Here is a 17,153-nt window from a genome sequence, read left to right on the forward strand (position 1 = left end):
CAATTTGATTCCGTATTGAAAAAACAAGGCAATATTTTCCCGTCTCATCCGCATGAGCGTAGGGCATTAAACAGGTCGGAACATTATTTCAATCGGCTTTGCAGCCTTCGCCATGTATGATCACCTGCCCGTCCACTACTTCATATTTCGCGTGGATGATCCGGCATATCAGGTCTAGCTGCTCATACATCGGTAATCCCGAAAGATTCGCCGTCAGCTGGCAGTCCGACAGCAACTCTTCGTTGAAAAACAGCTCGATACCGTATTCTTTTTCGAGCGTTTTGAATACATTTTTAACCGGCGCCTCATCGAATACCAGTGACGCCGCCGGTATTTCACTCACTCTCAGCGGCATGTCCACTATAACCTTCACCAACCGGGATTCCTGCTTGTCGAACAGCACCCGCTGATTGGGTTTCAGCACCACGCCCATCACTTTTTCCGGCGATCCTGCACCGGGTTCATCTTTCTTCGAATAAACCGACACCCGGCCCGTTTTGACCGAAACCGATGCATTGCGATCTTTTTCAAATGACCTTACCGTGAAACTCGTCCCGAGTACGCGGGTCACCAGTTCTTTTGTTTTCACCAGAAAAGGCCTTTCCGGATTGTGGCTGATCTGGAAAAATGCCTCTCCTTTCAAATGCACCTCCCGTTTTTCCGGAGCGAATTTCTCCGGAAATGTCAACTCACTTTGCGGTTCCAGCGTTACCACGCTGCTGTCATCCAGCAGGATCGTAATGGGCTTGGTAGTCTGGTTGAAACGCACGATATGCCCTGCCACATTTTCAGTCATAGTCGCTGACTCCCCCACTCTGTCCGGCTTTACTTCCATGGAACGGTATCCGAGCCAGCCGAGTCCTACCACGGCGCATATCGAAGCAGCAATACCCCAATACCGGTAGAATGCAGGCCTCGTACGCATTTCCGTACGCTGTGCGTTCCCGCCTATGTGTGCGAGCAAGTCCGTCACGCGCCCGTCCAGCTCTTCCGTTCCTACGTACAACGCTTTTTCAGCCAAAACATACAACAATGCACGCGCCTCGTCCAGCTCTTCCCGACGATCCGGGTTTTCGTTCATCCAGTTTTCCCAAAAAGCCGCCGCCGATGAATCCTGTTCCAGTATCCAGGATCTGAAAAACGGATCCGTAACAAAATCGGTAGCCGTATAATGTCGATAATTCATGATGGGGAACGCTTCTGATAAAGAGATACAAATGGCACCTTCCAGATACCATGATTTACAGATTTTTTTGAAATATTTTTATTTAAACATCACAAATACCTAAAAATCAAATAAATAGAAACACCAAAAGTGCACTGATTGCTAATGGACTGAAGCGTTTGCGAAGCTGGCCGTAGGCCATTTGGAGCAGATTGGAAACCGTTTGCGGGGTTATGTTGAGCATAGCCGAAATCTCCTCGCGACTGAGCTCCTGGTAATATTTGAGGTAGATCACCTCCCGCTGCCGTACAGGTAAGGCTGCGAGCATTTCCGAAACCACCTGTGCTTTCCGGGCCAGGGTTTCGTCTTTGATCATCCACCATTCGGGAGAGAACTCCATGGAAAAGGCATATTCGTCATGGAGCGAATCGTCGGCCAGGCGCATGGTGCGGCGGTTGCGGGCTATTTTACGGCGAAGGGAAACCAGCAGATAAGCTCTGACGTGCATTGGTTCAGCCACTCTCCTGCGGCTGTGCCAGAGATCAATAAATACTTCCTGAATGCAGTCTTTGACGAAGGCTTCGTCTTTCACAAACTTGAAGCCATAATTGAGCAGGGCTTTGAAATGGAAATGCATCAGCTGCCCCAAAGCCTGGTCACTGCCTTCCACCAGCTCTTTCCAGAGCCGGGTATCCCTGGATTGAGAGGAATTTCCACCGCTAGTCATGCATGATCGAACGTTTTCTTTGCTGGGTTATGCAGGCAGATACCAAGGACGGGCTGCGCAAGCTGGGCTGCATAAGCTGGGGGCCAAAGTTATATTTATATAACTATAAACCTAATAAATATTATTTTACAGCGATTCCCAGAAAAGGAAAGATATAATCGTAGAAGTCCTGAGGAATAAAAGGTTTGATGAAATACCCTGAGAAACCATTAGCCATGGCCCGCTCTTTTTCGTTTTCGAAGGCCGAAGCCGTAAGCGCGATGATAGGCACAACGGGATCGAGCTGGCGAATGAGCGCGGTGCTTTCAAAACCATCCATAATGGGCATGCGAAGGTCCATCAGCACGAGATCGTACCGGTTCCTACTAAACATTTCATAAGCTTCCTGTCCGTTCGATGCCGTGTCGTGAAGGATATTCCTGCGTTTGAGCAGTTGCGTGGCCAGTACCAGGTTGGTTTTATTGTCGTCGGCTACCAGCACCCGCACTTCCGGCATGTCGCCGGCTACCACCGCGGGCGATGGCTGGTTCACTACCATCGGCTGCTCCGAGTAGGGCATCGATAACTGAAACATAAACCGCGCCCCTTTCCCCTCCTCGCTTTCCAAATGGATTTCGCTGCCGAACAGACGCATAAGTTCCCTGGAAATGGCCAGGCCAAGTCCTGTTCCGCTCACGCTGTCGGAGTGAGTCCTGGCCCGAACCTGGGTAAAAATTTCAAAAATACCGGGCTGCTCCGACTTCGGGATACCGATGCCTGTGTCGGTCACTGCGAAATCGATGGTCACGGCCTCAGGTGTACGGGCCACCTGTTTTACATCGAGCGTAACGGATCCCTTGGGGGTAAATTTGATCGCATTATGCACCAGATTAGTAATCACCTGGCTTAAACGAAGGCGATCCGCGACGAGCTGCACGGGTAATCCGGGATCAACGGAGAACACCAGGGAAACGCCCTTCTCATTGGCTTTCGGATCGAAGGTCTTCTTGAGTGTATCAAAAAAATCGAACGGATTGAACGGCTGCGGGTCGAGCACCACGTGGTTGGAGTTGATCTTGTTGAAATCCAGCACATCGTTCACCACCGCCATGAGGTGGTCGGCCGAGAATTTCAGGGTCTTTAGTAAGTCATTGGGCTTTTCGCCGCTGTCTTCCTGCATCATCAAATGCACCATGCCTACGATCCCGTTCAATGGCGTACGGATCTCGTGGCTCATCATCGACAGGAAGTCGGTTTTGGCACGGGTAGCCTGCTCGGCAATGGTTTTTTGTCGTTCCAGAGCGTCGTTTTGCTGTTGCAGGGTGTAGCGGAAGTAGAACTCTCGTTTATCCTTGTTATAATTCATTTTAACCACAAAAGGGAACACTACATGAGCCGCCATTACGAAAATGGCCCCCTGCTCCACAAAATCGGACAGGGAGGTATTGCTCACAAAATGGATCGACGCCGGATAGAGCACGAGGGCCATTACAGAAATAACCACGCCGTAACGTAGCGGCCAACGCAGGACCAGCCCCGCAAATATGACCGCGAGCGTAAGGTTGATGCAGGATTGCACATACGAGAAATGTGGCCTGGATAGGAGAAACGCGTAAAAGCAAACCAGCGTCGCAAAGGTATAGAAGCTCATCTGCTGCCCCGAAATCACCCTTTTGTAATTCAGGAACATGTATCCGAGAATGATGGAATCGGACAGCAGGTGGGTCGGCAACAATGTGTAAAAAAACGGGTCGCCGGAGAGGTAAAAGGCGATCGCCGACAAGGGGTTGCAAACCAGGAACGTCAGGCAGAACAGCCGGTTTTGAACCCGGGTCTTGATTTCCGTCTCTTCCTGCCAAAGCTGCTCAAAAGATTCGGAATAGTAGATATCTTTCAAATAGGAGCTTTTTTGAACGTTTAAACCCAAAAATACCCTTAAAAATATTAAAGACAGCGCATTTTAAGGCGCAAATACGGGTTTTTATTACCCTGCGGATCAAATGCGGCTATTCCAGTATGACGTTGTCAAAAAATCGTCTCAATTTTTCCGAGCCAATGATCCGGCGGCAGGTTTCAACAGTGAGCGGTTTTTGCTGATAATCAATCACCTGCCCGAACGTCAACGCGCGGGACTTCTCGCTCTCTTCGGTTGCGGAGCTCACCATGACAATCAGCACCTTCGACAAATAGGGCCTGTCGCGGATGGCCCCCAGAAACTCCCAGCCATTCATGACCGGCATATTGATGTCGAGCAGCACCAGAAACGTCGTTTCCATCGCCTGGTTGCTATCCAGGTAATCCAGCGCCTCCTGCCCATTATAGCAAAGCACGGTATCGCACAATACGCCGCTTCTTTTGAGAAAGGTATCGTGAAGAAACAACATGATCTTGTCGTCGTCTACCAAAAGGATTTTAAGCCCGTCATTCGTCATCGTTCTGAACTTTATCTGCCTTGCTTACAATTTCCCGGATCACCTCGTCCAGCTCATCCGCCGAGGATTTGATCAGCCCCAGGGCCATCTCGACCGGCATACCCGCGGTGTCGCCGGATTGAAGTAGCTCCACCAGGCCCATCAGGCGCGTAAGCGGCGCGCGCACCACATGCGACTGCGTCCACGCGATTTCCCTCAGCCGCTCATTCTGTTGCCGGTACCGCTCGTTGCTGACCTCGAGATCCCTCGCCTTCTCTACGGCATCGGTAATGTCCCGGGAGTTTGCCACCACGCCGCCAACCGCCGGATCATCGGTCATATTGGTTGCGATGGTCACGATCCACCGGTATTTCCCGAACCCGTCCTTAAAGCGAAAAGGCTCCGTCCTGATCTGCCGGTGTTCCCTGATTTTTAAAAACAATGCCAGTACAGCCTCGCGGTCGTCGGGATGGATCCAGTCGAATGCATTTTTCCCTACCAAAAAGCCAGGCTCGATGCCAAGAATGGGATAGCAGCTTTCGCTCACAAACTGGTAATTTCCCTGTTCATCCAGGATCGCAATGAGGTCTGCGCCCTCCTGGACCAATGCTTTAAACCGCCGCTCGCTCGCCATGAGCTCTCGTTTCTTTTCCAGGCTCTCGGTCACATCCGTGATCACGCACATGTGCAAGCCAGGTAAAATATTGGATTTGGAATTGAAACTGCCGGTTATCAGTGTGCCGTCCTTCCTCCTGATTTTCATCAAACCGTTGAGAATTTCACCATTGAGGAAGTTCTTCCATACCACATTGAAATCCATTTCTTGTGGTAATTGCAGAAAGTCTTCGATGCAAATACCCCGGAGATCGCTGATTTCATAACCGAGCATCCGGCGCGTTGCCTCGTTGAGGTCGGTGCAGCAGCCATTGTCGTCGCAAAGTACGATCGCGTCCGTGGTATGGTCGAAAATCGCTTTAAACTTCTCCTCCGACATCCTGCGCTCCTGCTCCGAGGCGATCCAGGACGTGATGTCCGTTGCAAGTACCAGTTCGGCCTTTCTGCCATTCACATAAACGATATTGCTCTGAATGAGGACATCCATAAGCGCACCGTTCTTTTTGCAGTGCTTATACACGCCCGATGAGAAAAGCTGCTCGTGTTTCCGCACAATGCTTACGGCTTCCAGCGTTACCGGAATTTCCGTTTCAGGCCTCAGAGCCAGGATGGTCATCCCCAAGAACTCCTCCCTGGTGAAGCCGTAATGCCGCACCGCAGCCTGGTTAACATCCAGTATACCGTAAGTTTCCACGTCATAAACCCACATGGGCTGCGGGTTAAGCGCAAACAAATCGTGGTACATGATCTCAGAAGCCACCGGCGTCCTGTCTTCAAACTCTTCCTGCCGCGCTGTATTCATTCATTCAACCCCTCACGGGAATAGGTGTCATGTAGATTTAATATTACAAATTTATATCTCGCTGGCATAATAATTATCCTTCGGGTTGCAAAACAACCAGGAAGTTTATGCGCGGATACATATTTCTAACACTAACATGCTTCTTCTTCACCCTTACAAACTGCGAAAACAACGATAAAACCGACCCGTCGGTGATCGGCGAGCTCGATAAACAGTTTATCCTGGAAGCAGCCGACGATGCCTTGTTTCAGGTCAATGCCGGACAAGTAGCCGCATCACGCACGACGCGGGACAGCATTCAGGAATACGGCGAAGAAATGACGGCGAGCCATACCCAGGCCGGAAAGGAGTTACAGACGCTCGCCGCAGCCAGGAAAGTACAGCTTCCCACCACGCTCTCCGATGAGCGCCAACAGCAGCTCGACAGCCTTTCCATGCAAACCGGAATGAGCCTTGATACCCTGTATCTCAACCAGATGGTCGCGATTCAGGAACGCGTGATACGAATGATGGAGATCGAAGGGACCTCCGGCAAAGACACCGAGTTGAAACAATGGGCGGCCGATCGCCTTCCCCTCGTAAGGCAGTTCGAAGAACGCGCCAAAGCCTTGCGGGATTCGCTGGAATAGCGGCCGGGCGACGGGCGAGAGCGACGGGTGACCGCCGACTGCTGACCGCTGACCGCCGACAACGGACCATGGACCATAGACCATCGACCATCGACCGTCCTATTACTCCTGTTTTTTCACGACCAGACCGTGGTCGGCGTTCGGCCGCAGGCCTATTATTCTTGTTTTTTCAGGATCAAATCATGGTCGGCGGTCGGCGGTCAGCCGTCGGCGGTCCATGGTCGGCGGTCCATGGTCCATGGTCGGCGGTCAGCCGTCGCCCCTCCCGCCCTCAAAACCAGAACCCGAGTTGCAAAGCAATCCGCGGCTTCTCTTCTTTCTTTTCTTTCGGGATGAATGCGCCTACCGCAATAGTCAGCGCGTCGACCGGCGAGAGCCAGATGCCGCCGCCATAGTTGTAATGCCATTTGTCCGACGATTCACCTTCCAGCCACACACGACCGTAATCAAAGCCTCCGAAAATGCCGTAGGTGAGCGGTAACGTGGGATTATAGCTGCTGCCGAGGCGCAAACGCAGGTCGGTATCGTGCCAGAATGAGCTCTTTCCGTAGAACCGTTCGGTACGGTATCCCCGTAGCCCCAACTTGCCGCCAATGTTCGGCATCTGGAAAAACTGGAACCCGCTCCCGAAGTTCACACCCGTACCTGCCTGTGTGGCGAGGATGAGGTTTTCCTTCTGATCGAGTGCGGTATACCAGGCAAATTGCGCACGGAGGCCGGTAAAATTTTTGTCGCTTTTCAGATCGGCCGTCCAGTTCAATGCGGCATTGAAACGGATACCTGTATGCGGCGAAAAGATATTATCGACACTGCTGAAATTGAAGGTAAACTTAGCGCCGCTATAATATTTGGTTTTGAAAATATCGTTCGGCAAGCCATTCTCGCTGCTGGTGATGTAGCGGCCACCGGTTGCCTGGATGTCGTTCACTTCAAACACCGGACCTAACGTAACAAAGCCATTATGGCCGCCGAAACGTTTTTTGAGCGCAGGATACACGTAAAATGCACTCTGGCGTACGCGGTAGAAATTGGCATCGTCCACAGGCCGCTCGGTTTCATTCCCTAACCCCGCATAGTTGAATGCATAGCGAGGACCGCGGTAATAGCTATCGAGGTAAAAATCGAATTTCTTGAATGCATTGATAAAATCGCCGGTGTAATTGACTTTGAAACCCTGCGTTCTCACCGCAAAACTCCCGCCAATGCTCTGCACCGAGGCGTAGGGTTCTTTTTTGAAGCCGTATTTGGTGATATTCACCGCCCCGCCGAGGAAGAAACCGTCGTCGGGGTTCGCACCGAGCAATGGCAGCGGCAAGGTGATATCATAGTTGCTGTCGGCACTCCTGCGGTCGTACACATTAAAACGGTACAGGCTGGTGCGCTTGTCCTTCGTGTCGGGGCCCGAGATAACGGTATTGCTTTTTAAATCGTCATAAACGAGTGTTTTCTTCCCGCCCCCGCTCACGCGCGCACTATCTGCGAAAACGTCCTTACCCAGCCCGCCGATGAGCCGCAGCTTAACGCCTTTACGGACGTCGCCTTTTACGATAAACTCATCGTCGTCGCCATTTCCATATATATTAATAGCATGCGTCACCGCATTTTCGAAAACCCGCTGGTAATTCTGGTGCTTGATGCGCCCTTCTTTGCCCGTCTCATATACGGTCACACGCGTATGCGCGTCGTCCATCCGCTCGATCAGGAAGCGTTCCTTCTCTTCGGTACCGATCACATTCACTTCCTTGCTCACAAATTCATAGTGCGTGCGTGCGATCTCCATCAAATGTGCCCGGCGTGCTTTCAGGCCTTCAATCATTTTGGCGGATACCATTTCGCGCGCTTTGGGCGGCCAGTCATTGAAAGACGCCTCGATAGCATCGTCGGTAAGGTTCTTTTGAATGTACTTCACCTGCTCCTCCCATTGCTCCCAGCTCAGCTCGTTCAGGAACGTGCGGTCGAAAAGGCGGGCACTCCAAGTGGTCCATTTCATGCTCTGGATCTCGGGACCGTAGGTTTGCAATTGCCTCAGGAATGGCAGCGTTTGCCGGGCAATGTTTGTCAGGAAGCCATCGTAACGCGAAAATGCCTGGTCGCGGTCGCGGGGAATGGGACGGTAAATGATGGTACCGTCTTTCTGCTTGGTCGAAGCCCAGGCCCACTGGTCGTCGTGGCGGTCCCAGTCGCCAACCACGAAATCGAGCAAACGCGTGCGGATCGCCCATGATTCATCTACTTTGTTTTTGCTGTTTTCCAGCAATGCTTCCACCAGTTCGGGCGTACTCACGATTTTATCGGGATTCCCGAAGAAATCGGCATTCTTCCATTTCTTACCGTCGGCCCGTTCCTCCACGAGGTTCATTGTTCCGCCGAAAATGCTGTTGAATGTTCCCAGCCCGGGCTGGGCAGGCACATAGTACATTCTTGGATTGGTATGATACACATTGATCGCCCCCGCCAATGCAGGCATATTCAAGGGCGCAAACGGGTTCGTCGAAAGGAAGTTATCTTCCACCAGGTATTGCGCCGCGATCATCTGATTGAACGGAAATGGCAGGAACCGGCTCACGTCCTTGGTAAGGCCGCGCATGGCATATTCCCGGCCATCGCCGTCGCGGAGGCGCAGCGAATTGGTCTGGTTACCCCCACCCTGCTTGATAGGGATCACGCCGCCTTTGTAGGTAGCCATATCCAGCACCGGAAATCGGTATTGTTGGAGGTATAATGGCCGGTAATGCTCTCCTAGCATCGCCTTGTGGATCTTGCCAATCGGTTTTACCTCGTTGCTGACAATGAATTTCGTAGTCGAGTCCGCATGCTGGTTGTATTCGGTAAATGCGATGGTCGAATCCGGAATTTCGGTCAGTTGCTTATCCTTCACTTTGTGCTGAAAAACCAGTTTGGCATCTTTGCCATCCGGTGTTACTTCCCAAAATTTGGCCCAGGTTTCGCCGCCCGCGTAGAAGCTCAATGTCGAGAAACCGAGTTTGGAAGAAGAGAACATCGATCCTTTGCCAAGGCTCACCGGGCTGACTTTCGAGCCGCTTCCGCTCACGATAAACTCCTGCCCGTCATTCTCGATAAACTCCAATGCATGCTCATGCCCGCTCGCAAAAATGAATTTCCCGTTCTTCTTCGCGCCCGCGAGCACCGCCGTGCGGAGCTCCTTATAATGCTTGTTGGCGACGTCTTGCCGGGAACCGATCGTCGCGCGGAACAATGCGCTGAGGCTGCCGAGTACCGGCAGCGGAATGTACAGCTTCGGATTCAGCTCGGTAAGCGGGAAAATGTGCTGCTTGATGGTGAACCTTCCCCCATGCGGGCCATAGGTATAAGGCGGGTGGTGCATCGCGATCACGACGTGCTTGTTGCGGTATTTACGCACCACATTCTCCCATACAAACCGGAACTGCTCGCGGTTCCTGATCTCGCAGCCGTCATTAATCTTCTGATCGCGGTCCCAGTCGGTAAGCCACCATTGCGAATCGGCGACGATGATCACCACATTATCGTTCAGTTCCACCACTTCCGGGCCTGAGCAGCCGTTCAATGGCAGGAAATAGTCTTCATACTCTTCCTTATCCTTCTTTCCCCGAGCTTCGTTGATATGCTTCTGAACGTATTTCTCCTGCCGTTTCAGTCCCTTCACGCCCCAACCGCGCCAGTCGTGGTTACCGGGCAGAAAAATGGGATGTCCTTTGAAGTTTTCAAGGGTTTCGAGCTGTGAGTCGATGCGAAATTCGGCCATCTTGCGTGCAGCCGAATCCTCCGACGGGGGCATACCCGATTCGTAGATATTATCCCCGAGGAACAATATGGAGCTGTTTTTCGATTCGGTGCCGAGTTTCGTTTTGAGGTATTCCAAAACCGGCGCACGGTTACCGGGCGAATCGTTGCCCGCGTCGCCCACGAGGTACATGGTATGTTTCAGTTCCAATGCAGGATCGGGCGAAGCCGACTGCCATTGCGCACCTTCCTTCGAAAAACGGGTTTTATAGCTGGCACAAGACGATACGCCTGCCAGAACTGTCCCCAATGCAAGTAAACGGAGTAAATATCTATTCATAGGATGTCAGCAAAGGCCCTATTGGCCCGATTTTCTGAATTTGAGCACATTTCCGCTGAAAAGGTCGTCGCCCTCATTGGAAATATAAAGATTGCCCGCATTGTCGAACGCAATGCCTTCCGGCTGGATAAACATGTTGCTGTTCAGATGGTGGGCATCTTTCACCCGCCACTGCCGGTCGGTCACGACCACCAGTTTGTTTACCGCCGAAATAATGTACCACTCCTTGGTGATGGGGTTCCGCGCAATGCCCGACGGCCTGAAACCGCGCGATACCTTGCCGGTAATCGCCTTAATTTCATCCACATTAACCGCAAATTTGCCCGATTCCGCGATCACCGAATCCGGCCCGGTTTTTAGGATATAGCCCGAAACACTGTTCTTGGAGTCATCGCCCGCGCAGTTCTTGCAAATCACAAACAGTTCGCCGGTACCTTCGTCGCCATACATTCCTTCATATTCGCCTTTGGGTAAAATACCTTTCACCTCCGATACGCCTTCCGGCTCCTCGAAAATGGCTTCGGCCATCGGGAATGTGTAAATAGTACCATTGCTTTTCAGAATATAGGCGCGGTCGTTGATGATCGAAACATCTTCGTAATCACCTTTTTTACCAAACTTCGCATGCAATTGTTTAGGCACGTCCCACGCCAGCCTGAACAGCTTGCCGTCTTCGTCCTGGATTGCGTAGATCGTATCGCTCTGCCCCTTGTCGAATGCAATGCCCGAAACTTCGAACAGGCTTTCAGGCAGGTTGAACTTCTCGGGTTTGTTTAAATCGTATTCGCGGAAAATCTCCGTCTCCTTTTGCGTCGAATTGCAGCCCATTGCCAGCAAGCCCAGCAATGCAACCGCCGCCAACGCCGATCCGTATTGTTTTTTCATCAGAATGTCTTTTTAAGATTCTCTACGGCACCCGTCAGGTACTGGTAAATGGCCTCCTGCGAGCGCACGCCCCCGGGAAGCGTCGTAACGGGCGCATTATGCAGTTTCTCGTCGATCCACACGGCTTGCACGGTGTCGTCCCATTGCAGGGCCAGGATGTCGATGAGCTGCTTTTTCAAATCTTCATGATAGATTGGGAAGCATACCTCTATGCGGCGGTAAATGTTGCGGTTCATCCAGTCGGCGGAACCCATGAATACCTCGGGCTGGCCATTGTTATGGAAAATGAAAACGCGGCCGTGTTCGAGGTAACGGTCCACAATGCGCTTGATACGGATGTTTTCGCTCTGTCCCGGAATGCCCGGCACGAGCCTGCAAATGCTCCGCACGATCAGGTTTACGGTAATGCCTGCATTGGAAGCCTCATACAGTTTGTTGATCAGCACTTCTTCTTCCAGGTTGTTCAGTTTAATGGTAATGCCTGCGGGAAGGCCGGCTTTGGCATTCTCAATTTCCCTATCAATGAGCTCAATAAACCGGTTTTGCAGGTTGAACTGCGCTACCAGCAAATGCTCGAAACGCAAGGCGTCGATCTTCTCCGGCTTTTTCTTTTTACTTAAAAAACCAAACAATAGCTCGGCCTCTTTCAGCATGGCCGGATGCGCCGTGAGCAGGATATGGTCGGTGTAAAAGCGGGCGGTGCCTTCGTTGAGATTACCCGTGGCAAGCAGGCCGAGGTGGGAATGCGTTGCGTGTTTCCGCTTCACCAATGCCAGTTTCGCATGCACCTTCAATGCGGTCACGCTGTGAATGATCTTCACACCCGCCGATTTCATCTTCTTCGCCCAGCGGATATTATTCGCTTCATCGAATCGTGCTTTCAGCTCGACGAGTACCGTTACCTTCTTCCCGTTTTTAGCCGCGGTAATGAGCGCGTGGGCAATTTTGGAATCATATGCAACCCGGTACATGGTCGTGTAGATCTCCTGCACCGAGCGGTCTATCGCGGCTTCATTGAAAAACCGGAGAATGGTATCGTAAGTCTGGTAAGGCGCGTGCACCATCAGATCGCGGCGGGTGAGGGCTTCGAACAATGTCTCAGGCTCCACAAAACCTTGCAGATGCTGCGCAGCGGGCCATGCGGGATAGGAAATCGCCGGTGAAGCCACGGGCAGCGCCGACAGGTCTTTCAGATTATGATAGCGCCCGCCTTCCACAAGCGATGCTTTTTTCAGATCAAACACATTCACAATGTATTGCAAATGCCGCAACGACAAGCCGGGCTCATACAGCAATCGCGTGGCCAGGCCAAAGTCGCGTTTGCTCAACTGCTTCTCCACTTGTTCGGCCATGTCCTCGCCATCTTCGTCGAGCAAATCCAGCTCCGCATCGCGGGTAACTTTGATATTGAATGCTTTGATATCCAGCGCATCCGGAAAGAGAATGCTCAGATTACAGCGAATAAGGTCTTCGAGGAAGATAATGTATTCCCCGTCGGGCTGCCTGATTTTCACAAACCGGTCGAGCTGGGGCACAGGGATATTCACCAGTGCGATTTTCTCCTTGTCGCCCGGTAATTCCAGCACCACGACGATGTAAATCTGGTTGTTTTCAGGAAAAAAGGAAGTCTTATCGTTCAAATAAACCGGTTGCAAAAAGCCCGCTATTTGCGTGTAAAAATAGTGGCGTGCGAAAACGGCAATCTGTTCGGAGATGGATTCTTTATACAAAAAATGAAATCCCAGCCTTGCAAGCGCCGGAATAACCGACTTCCCGAGAATGCGGCCGAATTCATCCAACTGCCGGTTCACGGTTGCCTCTGCATCCAGAAAAGCATTGTTGTCCGCATCCTGCATCGCGTTCTTTTGCAGGTAAGGCATCCGAACCCGGTAAAATTCATCGAGGTTGGACGAATAGATCGACAGAAACCGGATCCGTTCCATGAGCGGGACGGACTCGTTCGCGGCTTCCATCAATACCCTTTCATTGAAGGAAAGCCAGCTGATATCCCGGTTGAAATAGCGGAACGCTTCCATAAGACGGCGGATCAGTGTTCGAAGAAAATGGAGGCGATCACAAATGCAACCACGGAAATGACGATGCCAAACATGAATACATTATAAGCAACGCGCAGGAGCCGGTACTTTCTACCCAAGACAACACCCTGGGAATAAACATCTTTCGTGAGGCTACCGTACAGGAAATCCCGGTCGTTCATCATCGTCTGCATGCCTTTGGAATACTCATTGAACGACATCCGGTAGAAGTTCCCGAAAAACAGCAGGTTCACGCTTTTGGCATCGATATCGTCCTGCGTGAACGTACCGCGCGGGATCGTCGGGCGGGTAGACAGGATCGAGAACACCATCGTGACCATACACACCGTGAGCAGCATCATCGTCGGGATAATGAGGTATGCATTGTCTTCCAGCTTGCGCACGAGCACGCTCAGGAGCACCGAAATGATGATCGACGTGGTCGTGATCATGATATGCGCCTTGTTATCGGCCATATCGCTCAGGCGCTGGTGGTTGTTGGAGCTGATCCGGAACATCGTTTCGATACCCTTGTCCGGCCTGTCATCCTTTTTCTTTTTGCCTTCGGTTATTTCAGGAATGAATGTTTCTTTGTGGTGCTTGATCACCGGAAGGTCCGCAACAGTCGACGTGGCCGGGCTGGTGGCCGGCGGCTCGGTCGCCGGTGTTGCCGACGTGCCCCGCTGCTGCGATTCCTGAGCGGCCGCTTCTTCCAATGCGTCTTCCAGCAGCTTCTGCTTCAACTTTTCGAGATTCTTTTTCTTTTGTTTATCCAAAAGATCGCGGCAGTAGTCGGTCTGGTACTCGTGATTTTCGAGCAACTTAATGGTGCTTTTGCGCCATTCGGCTTTGTCGATTTTCCTTCCGAGGCGCTGTTCGGCTTCTTTTCGCACGAGCTTGTTCCAATCGCCGAATTCCGGGGTACCCAAGTGGTACAAATCGGCATCGCAAACAACCTGTTGGAGAAAATTAGTCGGCTTTTGCGGCCATACCGTCGCCAGGATGCACCCTTCCACTTCGGCGATCACCTCCTCTTCCACCTCTTCCGAGCGGAGAAACTCCGCGGCCATTGCAGCGCCCCGTTTTTCGTGTCCGGCCGCCTCGCCGGTACTGTATCCCGTATCATGAAACCAGGCGGCCGTCACCACGATAAAAGTCTCCTTATCCTCCAACCGATAATGGTTGGCGATCTTGACGGCATTGCCCACCACCGACTCCGTATGAACGAGATTATGGTAGCTAAGCTGGGCCAGCGCCTTGGTACCAAAAAAATGGTGGACGTGATGCTTAACCTTGTCGAGCCGATGGTTATAATTCATAGAACGTTCAGTTATGATGCTTCGTTAATTCCAGTCCGATTCCAGGTTCACACTTACGCGGAGCGCTTTAAGTCCCGTAACTCCCTGCAAGTCTTCAAGATCGAAAAATTCCAGATCATCCAATAAAGTATTTTTTTCCTGCAAATACCGGATATACCCCACATATTCTTCGGCCGACTTGCCATTGAAATACACGAGCGCGATCTTGCCCGGCTGGGTAAGCCGCTCGCCTGTTCCTTTCACATGCACCTTGTCGATCCGTTTTTTGATCACCTGGTACCGGATGTTGTAGGCGCCTTCGACGTCGAACCGTCGCTCGTCGTCCCGGAAACTGATGTCGATACTGCCCGAGTTGATGAAAATCAGCTGGGTGGTTTCGAGCGGCTTTTCCAGTTGCGGGATCAGCGAATGTGTGATCCGGGCAATGGCTGCCATGGTCGTCAGCTGCCACAGGCGGATGTTTTTCAGGTAAAGTTCGCTGAAACGCTTCTCCGGTTCAATGGACTGGCCAATGTAAATGTCGTACTCGATCCCGTCCGTCCTGAATTTCTCGAAATAGCAGGGGTATGATTCCTGGATTTCGTTTCTGAACAGATCGAGGTAGAGGTTGACGGAGGAGTTAATCGCCTGCATTGAAGCTTCCAGCTCGCGACGGTTGGCAAATGCCGAGCCATGGTCCTCGTCAATCATTTCAAAATACTGGTCAATGCGGTTGCGCAGCACCAGCTCACCGGGGTCCATGGCGCCCGAGCCGAACATTTTCAGGCTTTCTTCCTTGAAATGCTGCAAGAATGGATGCGCTTCGTTTTCCAGGAAGTCGCGAATCTTCATTTCGTCGTTATCGGTGCTTTCGTCGGTGATTTCCGCAATCCATTTGCGGCATTTGAAAATCATCTCGTCGGCCAGCCCGAACCCGAGTTTTTGTTTAAGAACAGTAAAGGTTTCTATCAATACATTGAATTGAAGACGAAGATCTTCCCGAAGTGCTGCATTTCTTTCGAGGGTGGAATTCCGGATGTCGATCGCGCCGTACAGCGGGTACACATTCCGAAACTGGATGCCTTCTATCTCCGCGCTCTGCGGGTTGAGGGCCTTATCGCGGATATAATGCCAGGCGGTCTCGCGGAAGCGCCATTGTACGGCGGGTTGCAGCGAGGTAAACTTGTCGCGAATCACATTGTCGATCTGCAAATTGAACTCGTCGATGTAGTTGGTCATCATCTGCGCGATCCACGGCAATGCGATGTCCAGCTTCGCGAGCAAGCGTTCGTCAATCGATTTCTGCTCTTTGGAATACACTTCCAGCACACCTACTACCTTGTTATCGTGGTAAACGGGCAGCAGTGCGTACGCTTCCACACCGTCATTTTGCAGAATGCGGATAAAGTCCTGCTTTTTCGGATCTTCCGCACCGAGGTTACGCAAGAGCAGCGTTTTGGGGGCCTCGAAATACTGGGTAGCCATGTCGAGGTACGTCTGCTCGGCCATGTCGTTCTCGGTGGCGGCGCTCATAAGCTTGCTGAACAGGATAGAGCTCCGGTCGAAAACGAGTTTGTTGTTCACGCGCAAGACGGCCATGAGTCCGAAATCGACCCCAGCGTTTTCAACCAGCATTTTCAATGCGCCCGCCACGTAGTTGAAATACGTTTTGGGATCATAGGAAGCGCGGTCGAGGATGGTATTCTTGATATTTTCGACGGCGTGTTCAGCGGTAACGTCGTTGAGCGTAATCACCGAAAAGCCCTCGAAATGGAAGAGGCTGTGCGGCAATAAGGTGGAAAATACATTCAAATCGAAATTCTCCTGCAAATCCGAGCGCAGCGTATCGAGGTCGAGCTCGGGGAGGCTGCCTTTGGCATATACTTCACAAAAACTGTTATCGATATGCACCCGGTAAAACTTCTGCAGGCCCGAATCGTCGTCCTTCAAAGTAATGATCATATCCGGATGGTGCAGGGGCGGAAAATGGTAGAGCTTTTCCAGAATGAAGGAATAGAGCATCTGCATTTTCTGCTTGTAATTGACCCCGCGGTCTTCGATGAGGTCGCACCGTATATTGCCATCCTGCTGGAAAAGCAGGCTGTAAAAACCCGACGTGCCGTAAAAAACAATAGGGCTGACGGGAGCACTCAACGCCCAGAAAACTTCCTTTTCGTTGGCGATAGGTGGCATGAGCATGCCATAGATCAAACTCAGTTCCTCCTTATAGTTAGTGACTTCCGCGAGGGGAATATCCTGACTGAAAGCCGGATTGGCTTTCAGTTTGTCAAGAACCAGCGAGAAAAATGTCTTTTTGACCGTTTCTTCCTGATCGATTTTACTTTCCAGAAAGCTGATGAAGCTCCGGAAAGAAATGGATGAGTCAAGTTTCTGGAGACCGTATGGTGTGTTTTGAGTTACATCAATCGTGATCGGTTCCATTATTTGGTTTTTTGCACACTGAATGAATGCTCTGATGGCTTTCGGTTACTAAAATTCAGTGTTTTTTGTCAAACTGCCAACGATAAACGTTGAATTACGGT

The 17,153-nt window shown here is 51.5% G+C and carries 11 protein-coding genes; 1 reads left to right on the plus strand and 10 read right to left on the minus strand.

Annotated elements, in window-relative coordinates; genetic code table 11:
- Positions 1–88: 88 nt before the first annotated feature.
- The 5 genes from J2Y43_RS21585 to J2Y43_RS21605 form a co-directional block, all read right to left on the minus strand.
- The gene (locus J2Y43_RS21585) at positions 89–1,186 is read right to left on the minus strand and encodes a FecR domain-containing protein (RefSeq protein ID WP_309987582.1); all 1,098 of its coding nucleotides are present in this window, start codon (positions 1,184–1,186) and stop codon (positions 89–91) included.
- A gap of 106 nt (positions 1,187–1,292) precedes the next feature.
- Entirely contained in the window at positions 1,293–1,892 is a 600-nt protein-coding gene (locus tag J2Y43_RS21590; RefSeq protein ID WP_309987579.1) for a sigma-70 family RNA polymerase sigma factor, read from the minus strand.
- A 121-nt stretch (positions 1,893–2,013) separates the two neighbouring features.
- Complete coding sequence (locus tag J2Y43_RS21595) at positions 2,014–3,768, minus strand: ATP-binding protein (protein ID WP_309987576.1); 1,755 nt, start codon at positions 3,766–3,768, stop codon at positions 2,014–2,016.
- 109 nt (positions 3,769–3,877) lie between these two features.
- Positions 3,878–4,303: a response regulator gene (locus J2Y43_RS21600; RefSeq protein WP_223403365.1), complete on the minus strand. Its 426-nt coding sequence runs from the start codon at positions 4,301–4,303 to the stop codon at positions 3,878–3,880.
- Positions 4,293–5,699 carry a PAS domain S-box protein gene (locus J2Y43_RS21605; RefSeq protein WP_309987572.1) on the minus strand — a complete coding sequence of 469 codons (1,407 nt, stop codon included), beginning with the start codon at positions 5,697–5,699 and terminating at the stop codon, positions 4,293–4,295. Before J2Y43_RS21605 ends, J2Y43_RS21600 begins: the two co-directional genes overlap by 11 nt.
- A gap of 107 nt (positions 5,700–5,806) precedes the next feature.
- Between J2Y43_RS21605 and J2Y43_RS21610 the strand changes: the two genes are divergently transcribed.
- Positions 5,807–6,328, plus strand: a complete 522-nt coding sequence (locus J2Y43_RS21610; protein WP_309987568.1) for a DUF4142 domain-containing protein — start codon at positions 5,807–5,809, stop codon at positions 6,326–6,328.
- Positions 6,329–6,599: 271 nt separating this feature from the next.
- On the opposite strand, the gene J2Y43_RS21615 is transcribed toward J2Y43_RS21610, so the two are convergent.
- Genes J2Y43_RS21615 through J2Y43_RS21635 form a run of 5 tightly spaced genes read right to left on the minus strand, consistent with a single transcriptional unit; the run spans position 6,600 to position 17,052 of the window.
- Positions 6,600–10,391: a metallophosphoesterase gene (locus J2Y43_RS21615; protein WP_309987565.1), complete on the minus strand. Its 3,792-nt coding sequence runs from the start codon at positions 10,389–10,391 to the stop codon at positions 6,600–6,602.
- An 18-nt stretch (positions 10,392–10,409) separates the two neighbouring features.
- Complete coding sequence (locus tag J2Y43_RS21620) at positions 10,410–11,276, minus strand: SdiA-regulated domain-containing protein (protein WP_309987562.1); 867 nt, start codon at positions 11,274–11,276, stop codon at positions 10,410–10,412.
- Positions 11,276–13,312 carry a polyphosphate kinase 1 gene (gene ppk1 / locus J2Y43_RS21625; protein ID WP_309987559.1) on the minus strand — a complete coding sequence of 679 codons (2,037 nt, stop codon included), beginning with the start codon at positions 13,310–13,312 and terminating at the stop codon, positions 11,276–11,278. The genes J2Y43_RS21620 and ppk1 overlap by 1 nt, the downstream gene beginning before the upstream one ends.
- Positions 13,313–13,323: 11 nt before the next feature.
- Complete coding sequence (locus tag J2Y43_RS21630) at positions 13,324–14,631, minus strand: Pycsar system effector family protein (RefSeq protein ID WP_309987556.1); 1,308 nt, start codon at positions 14,629–14,631, stop codon at positions 13,324–13,326.
- A gap of 24 nt (positions 14,632–14,655) precedes the next feature.
- On the minus strand, positions 14,656–17,052 hold the full coding sequence (locus J2Y43_RS21635; protein WP_309987554.1) for a GAF domain-containing protein: 2,397 nt from the start codon (positions 17,050–17,052) through the stop codon (positions 14,656–14,658).
- Positions 17,053–17,153: the final 101 nt, after the last annotated feature.

It is taken from the genome of Dyadobacter sp. BE31 (genome assembly GCF_031457695.1).
In the GTDB taxonomy this organism is placed as follows: Bacteria; Bacteroidota; Bacteroidia; order Cytophagales; family Spirosomataceae; genus Dyadobacter.

Coding starts and splice junctions, on each gene's coding strand:
- J2Y43_RS21585 (WP_309987582.1), bottom strand. CDS start 1,186: ATGAATTATCGACATTATACGGCTACCGATTTTGTTACGGATCCGTTT.
- J2Y43_RS21590 (WP_309987579.1), bottom strand. CDS start 1,892: ATGACTAGCGGTGGAAATTCCTCTCAATCCAGGGATACCCGGCTCTGG.
- J2Y43_RS21600 (WP_223403365.1), bottom strand. CDS start 4,303: ATGACGAATGACGGGCTTAAAATCCTTTTGGTAGACGACGACAAGATC.
- J2Y43_RS21605 (WP_309987572.1), bottom strand. CDS start 5,699: ATGAATACAGCGCGGCAGGAAGAGTTTGAAGACAGGACGCCGGTGGCT.
- J2Y43_RS21610 (WP_309987568.1), top strand. CDS start 5,807: ATGCGCGGATACATATTTCTAACACTAACATGCTTCTTCTTCACCCTT.
- J2Y43_RS21615 (WP_309987565.1), bottom strand. CDS start 10,391: ATGAATAGATATTTACTCCGTTTACTTGCATTGGGGACAGTTCTGGCA.
- J2Y43_RS21620 (WP_309987562.1), bottom strand. CDS start 11,276: ATGAAAAAACAATACGGATCGGCGTTGGCGGCGGTTGCATTGCTGGGC.
- ppk1 (WP_309987559.1), bottom strand. CDS start 13,312: ATGGAAGCGTTCCGCTATTTCAACCGGGATATCAGCTGGCTTTCCTTC.
- J2Y43_RS21630 (WP_309987556.1), bottom strand. CDS start 14,631: ATGAATTATAACCATCGGCTCGACAAGGTTAAGCATCACGTCCACCAT.
- J2Y43_RS21635 (WP_309987554.1), bottom strand. CDS start 17,052: ATGGAACCGATCACGATTGATGTAACTCAAAACACACCATACGGTCTC.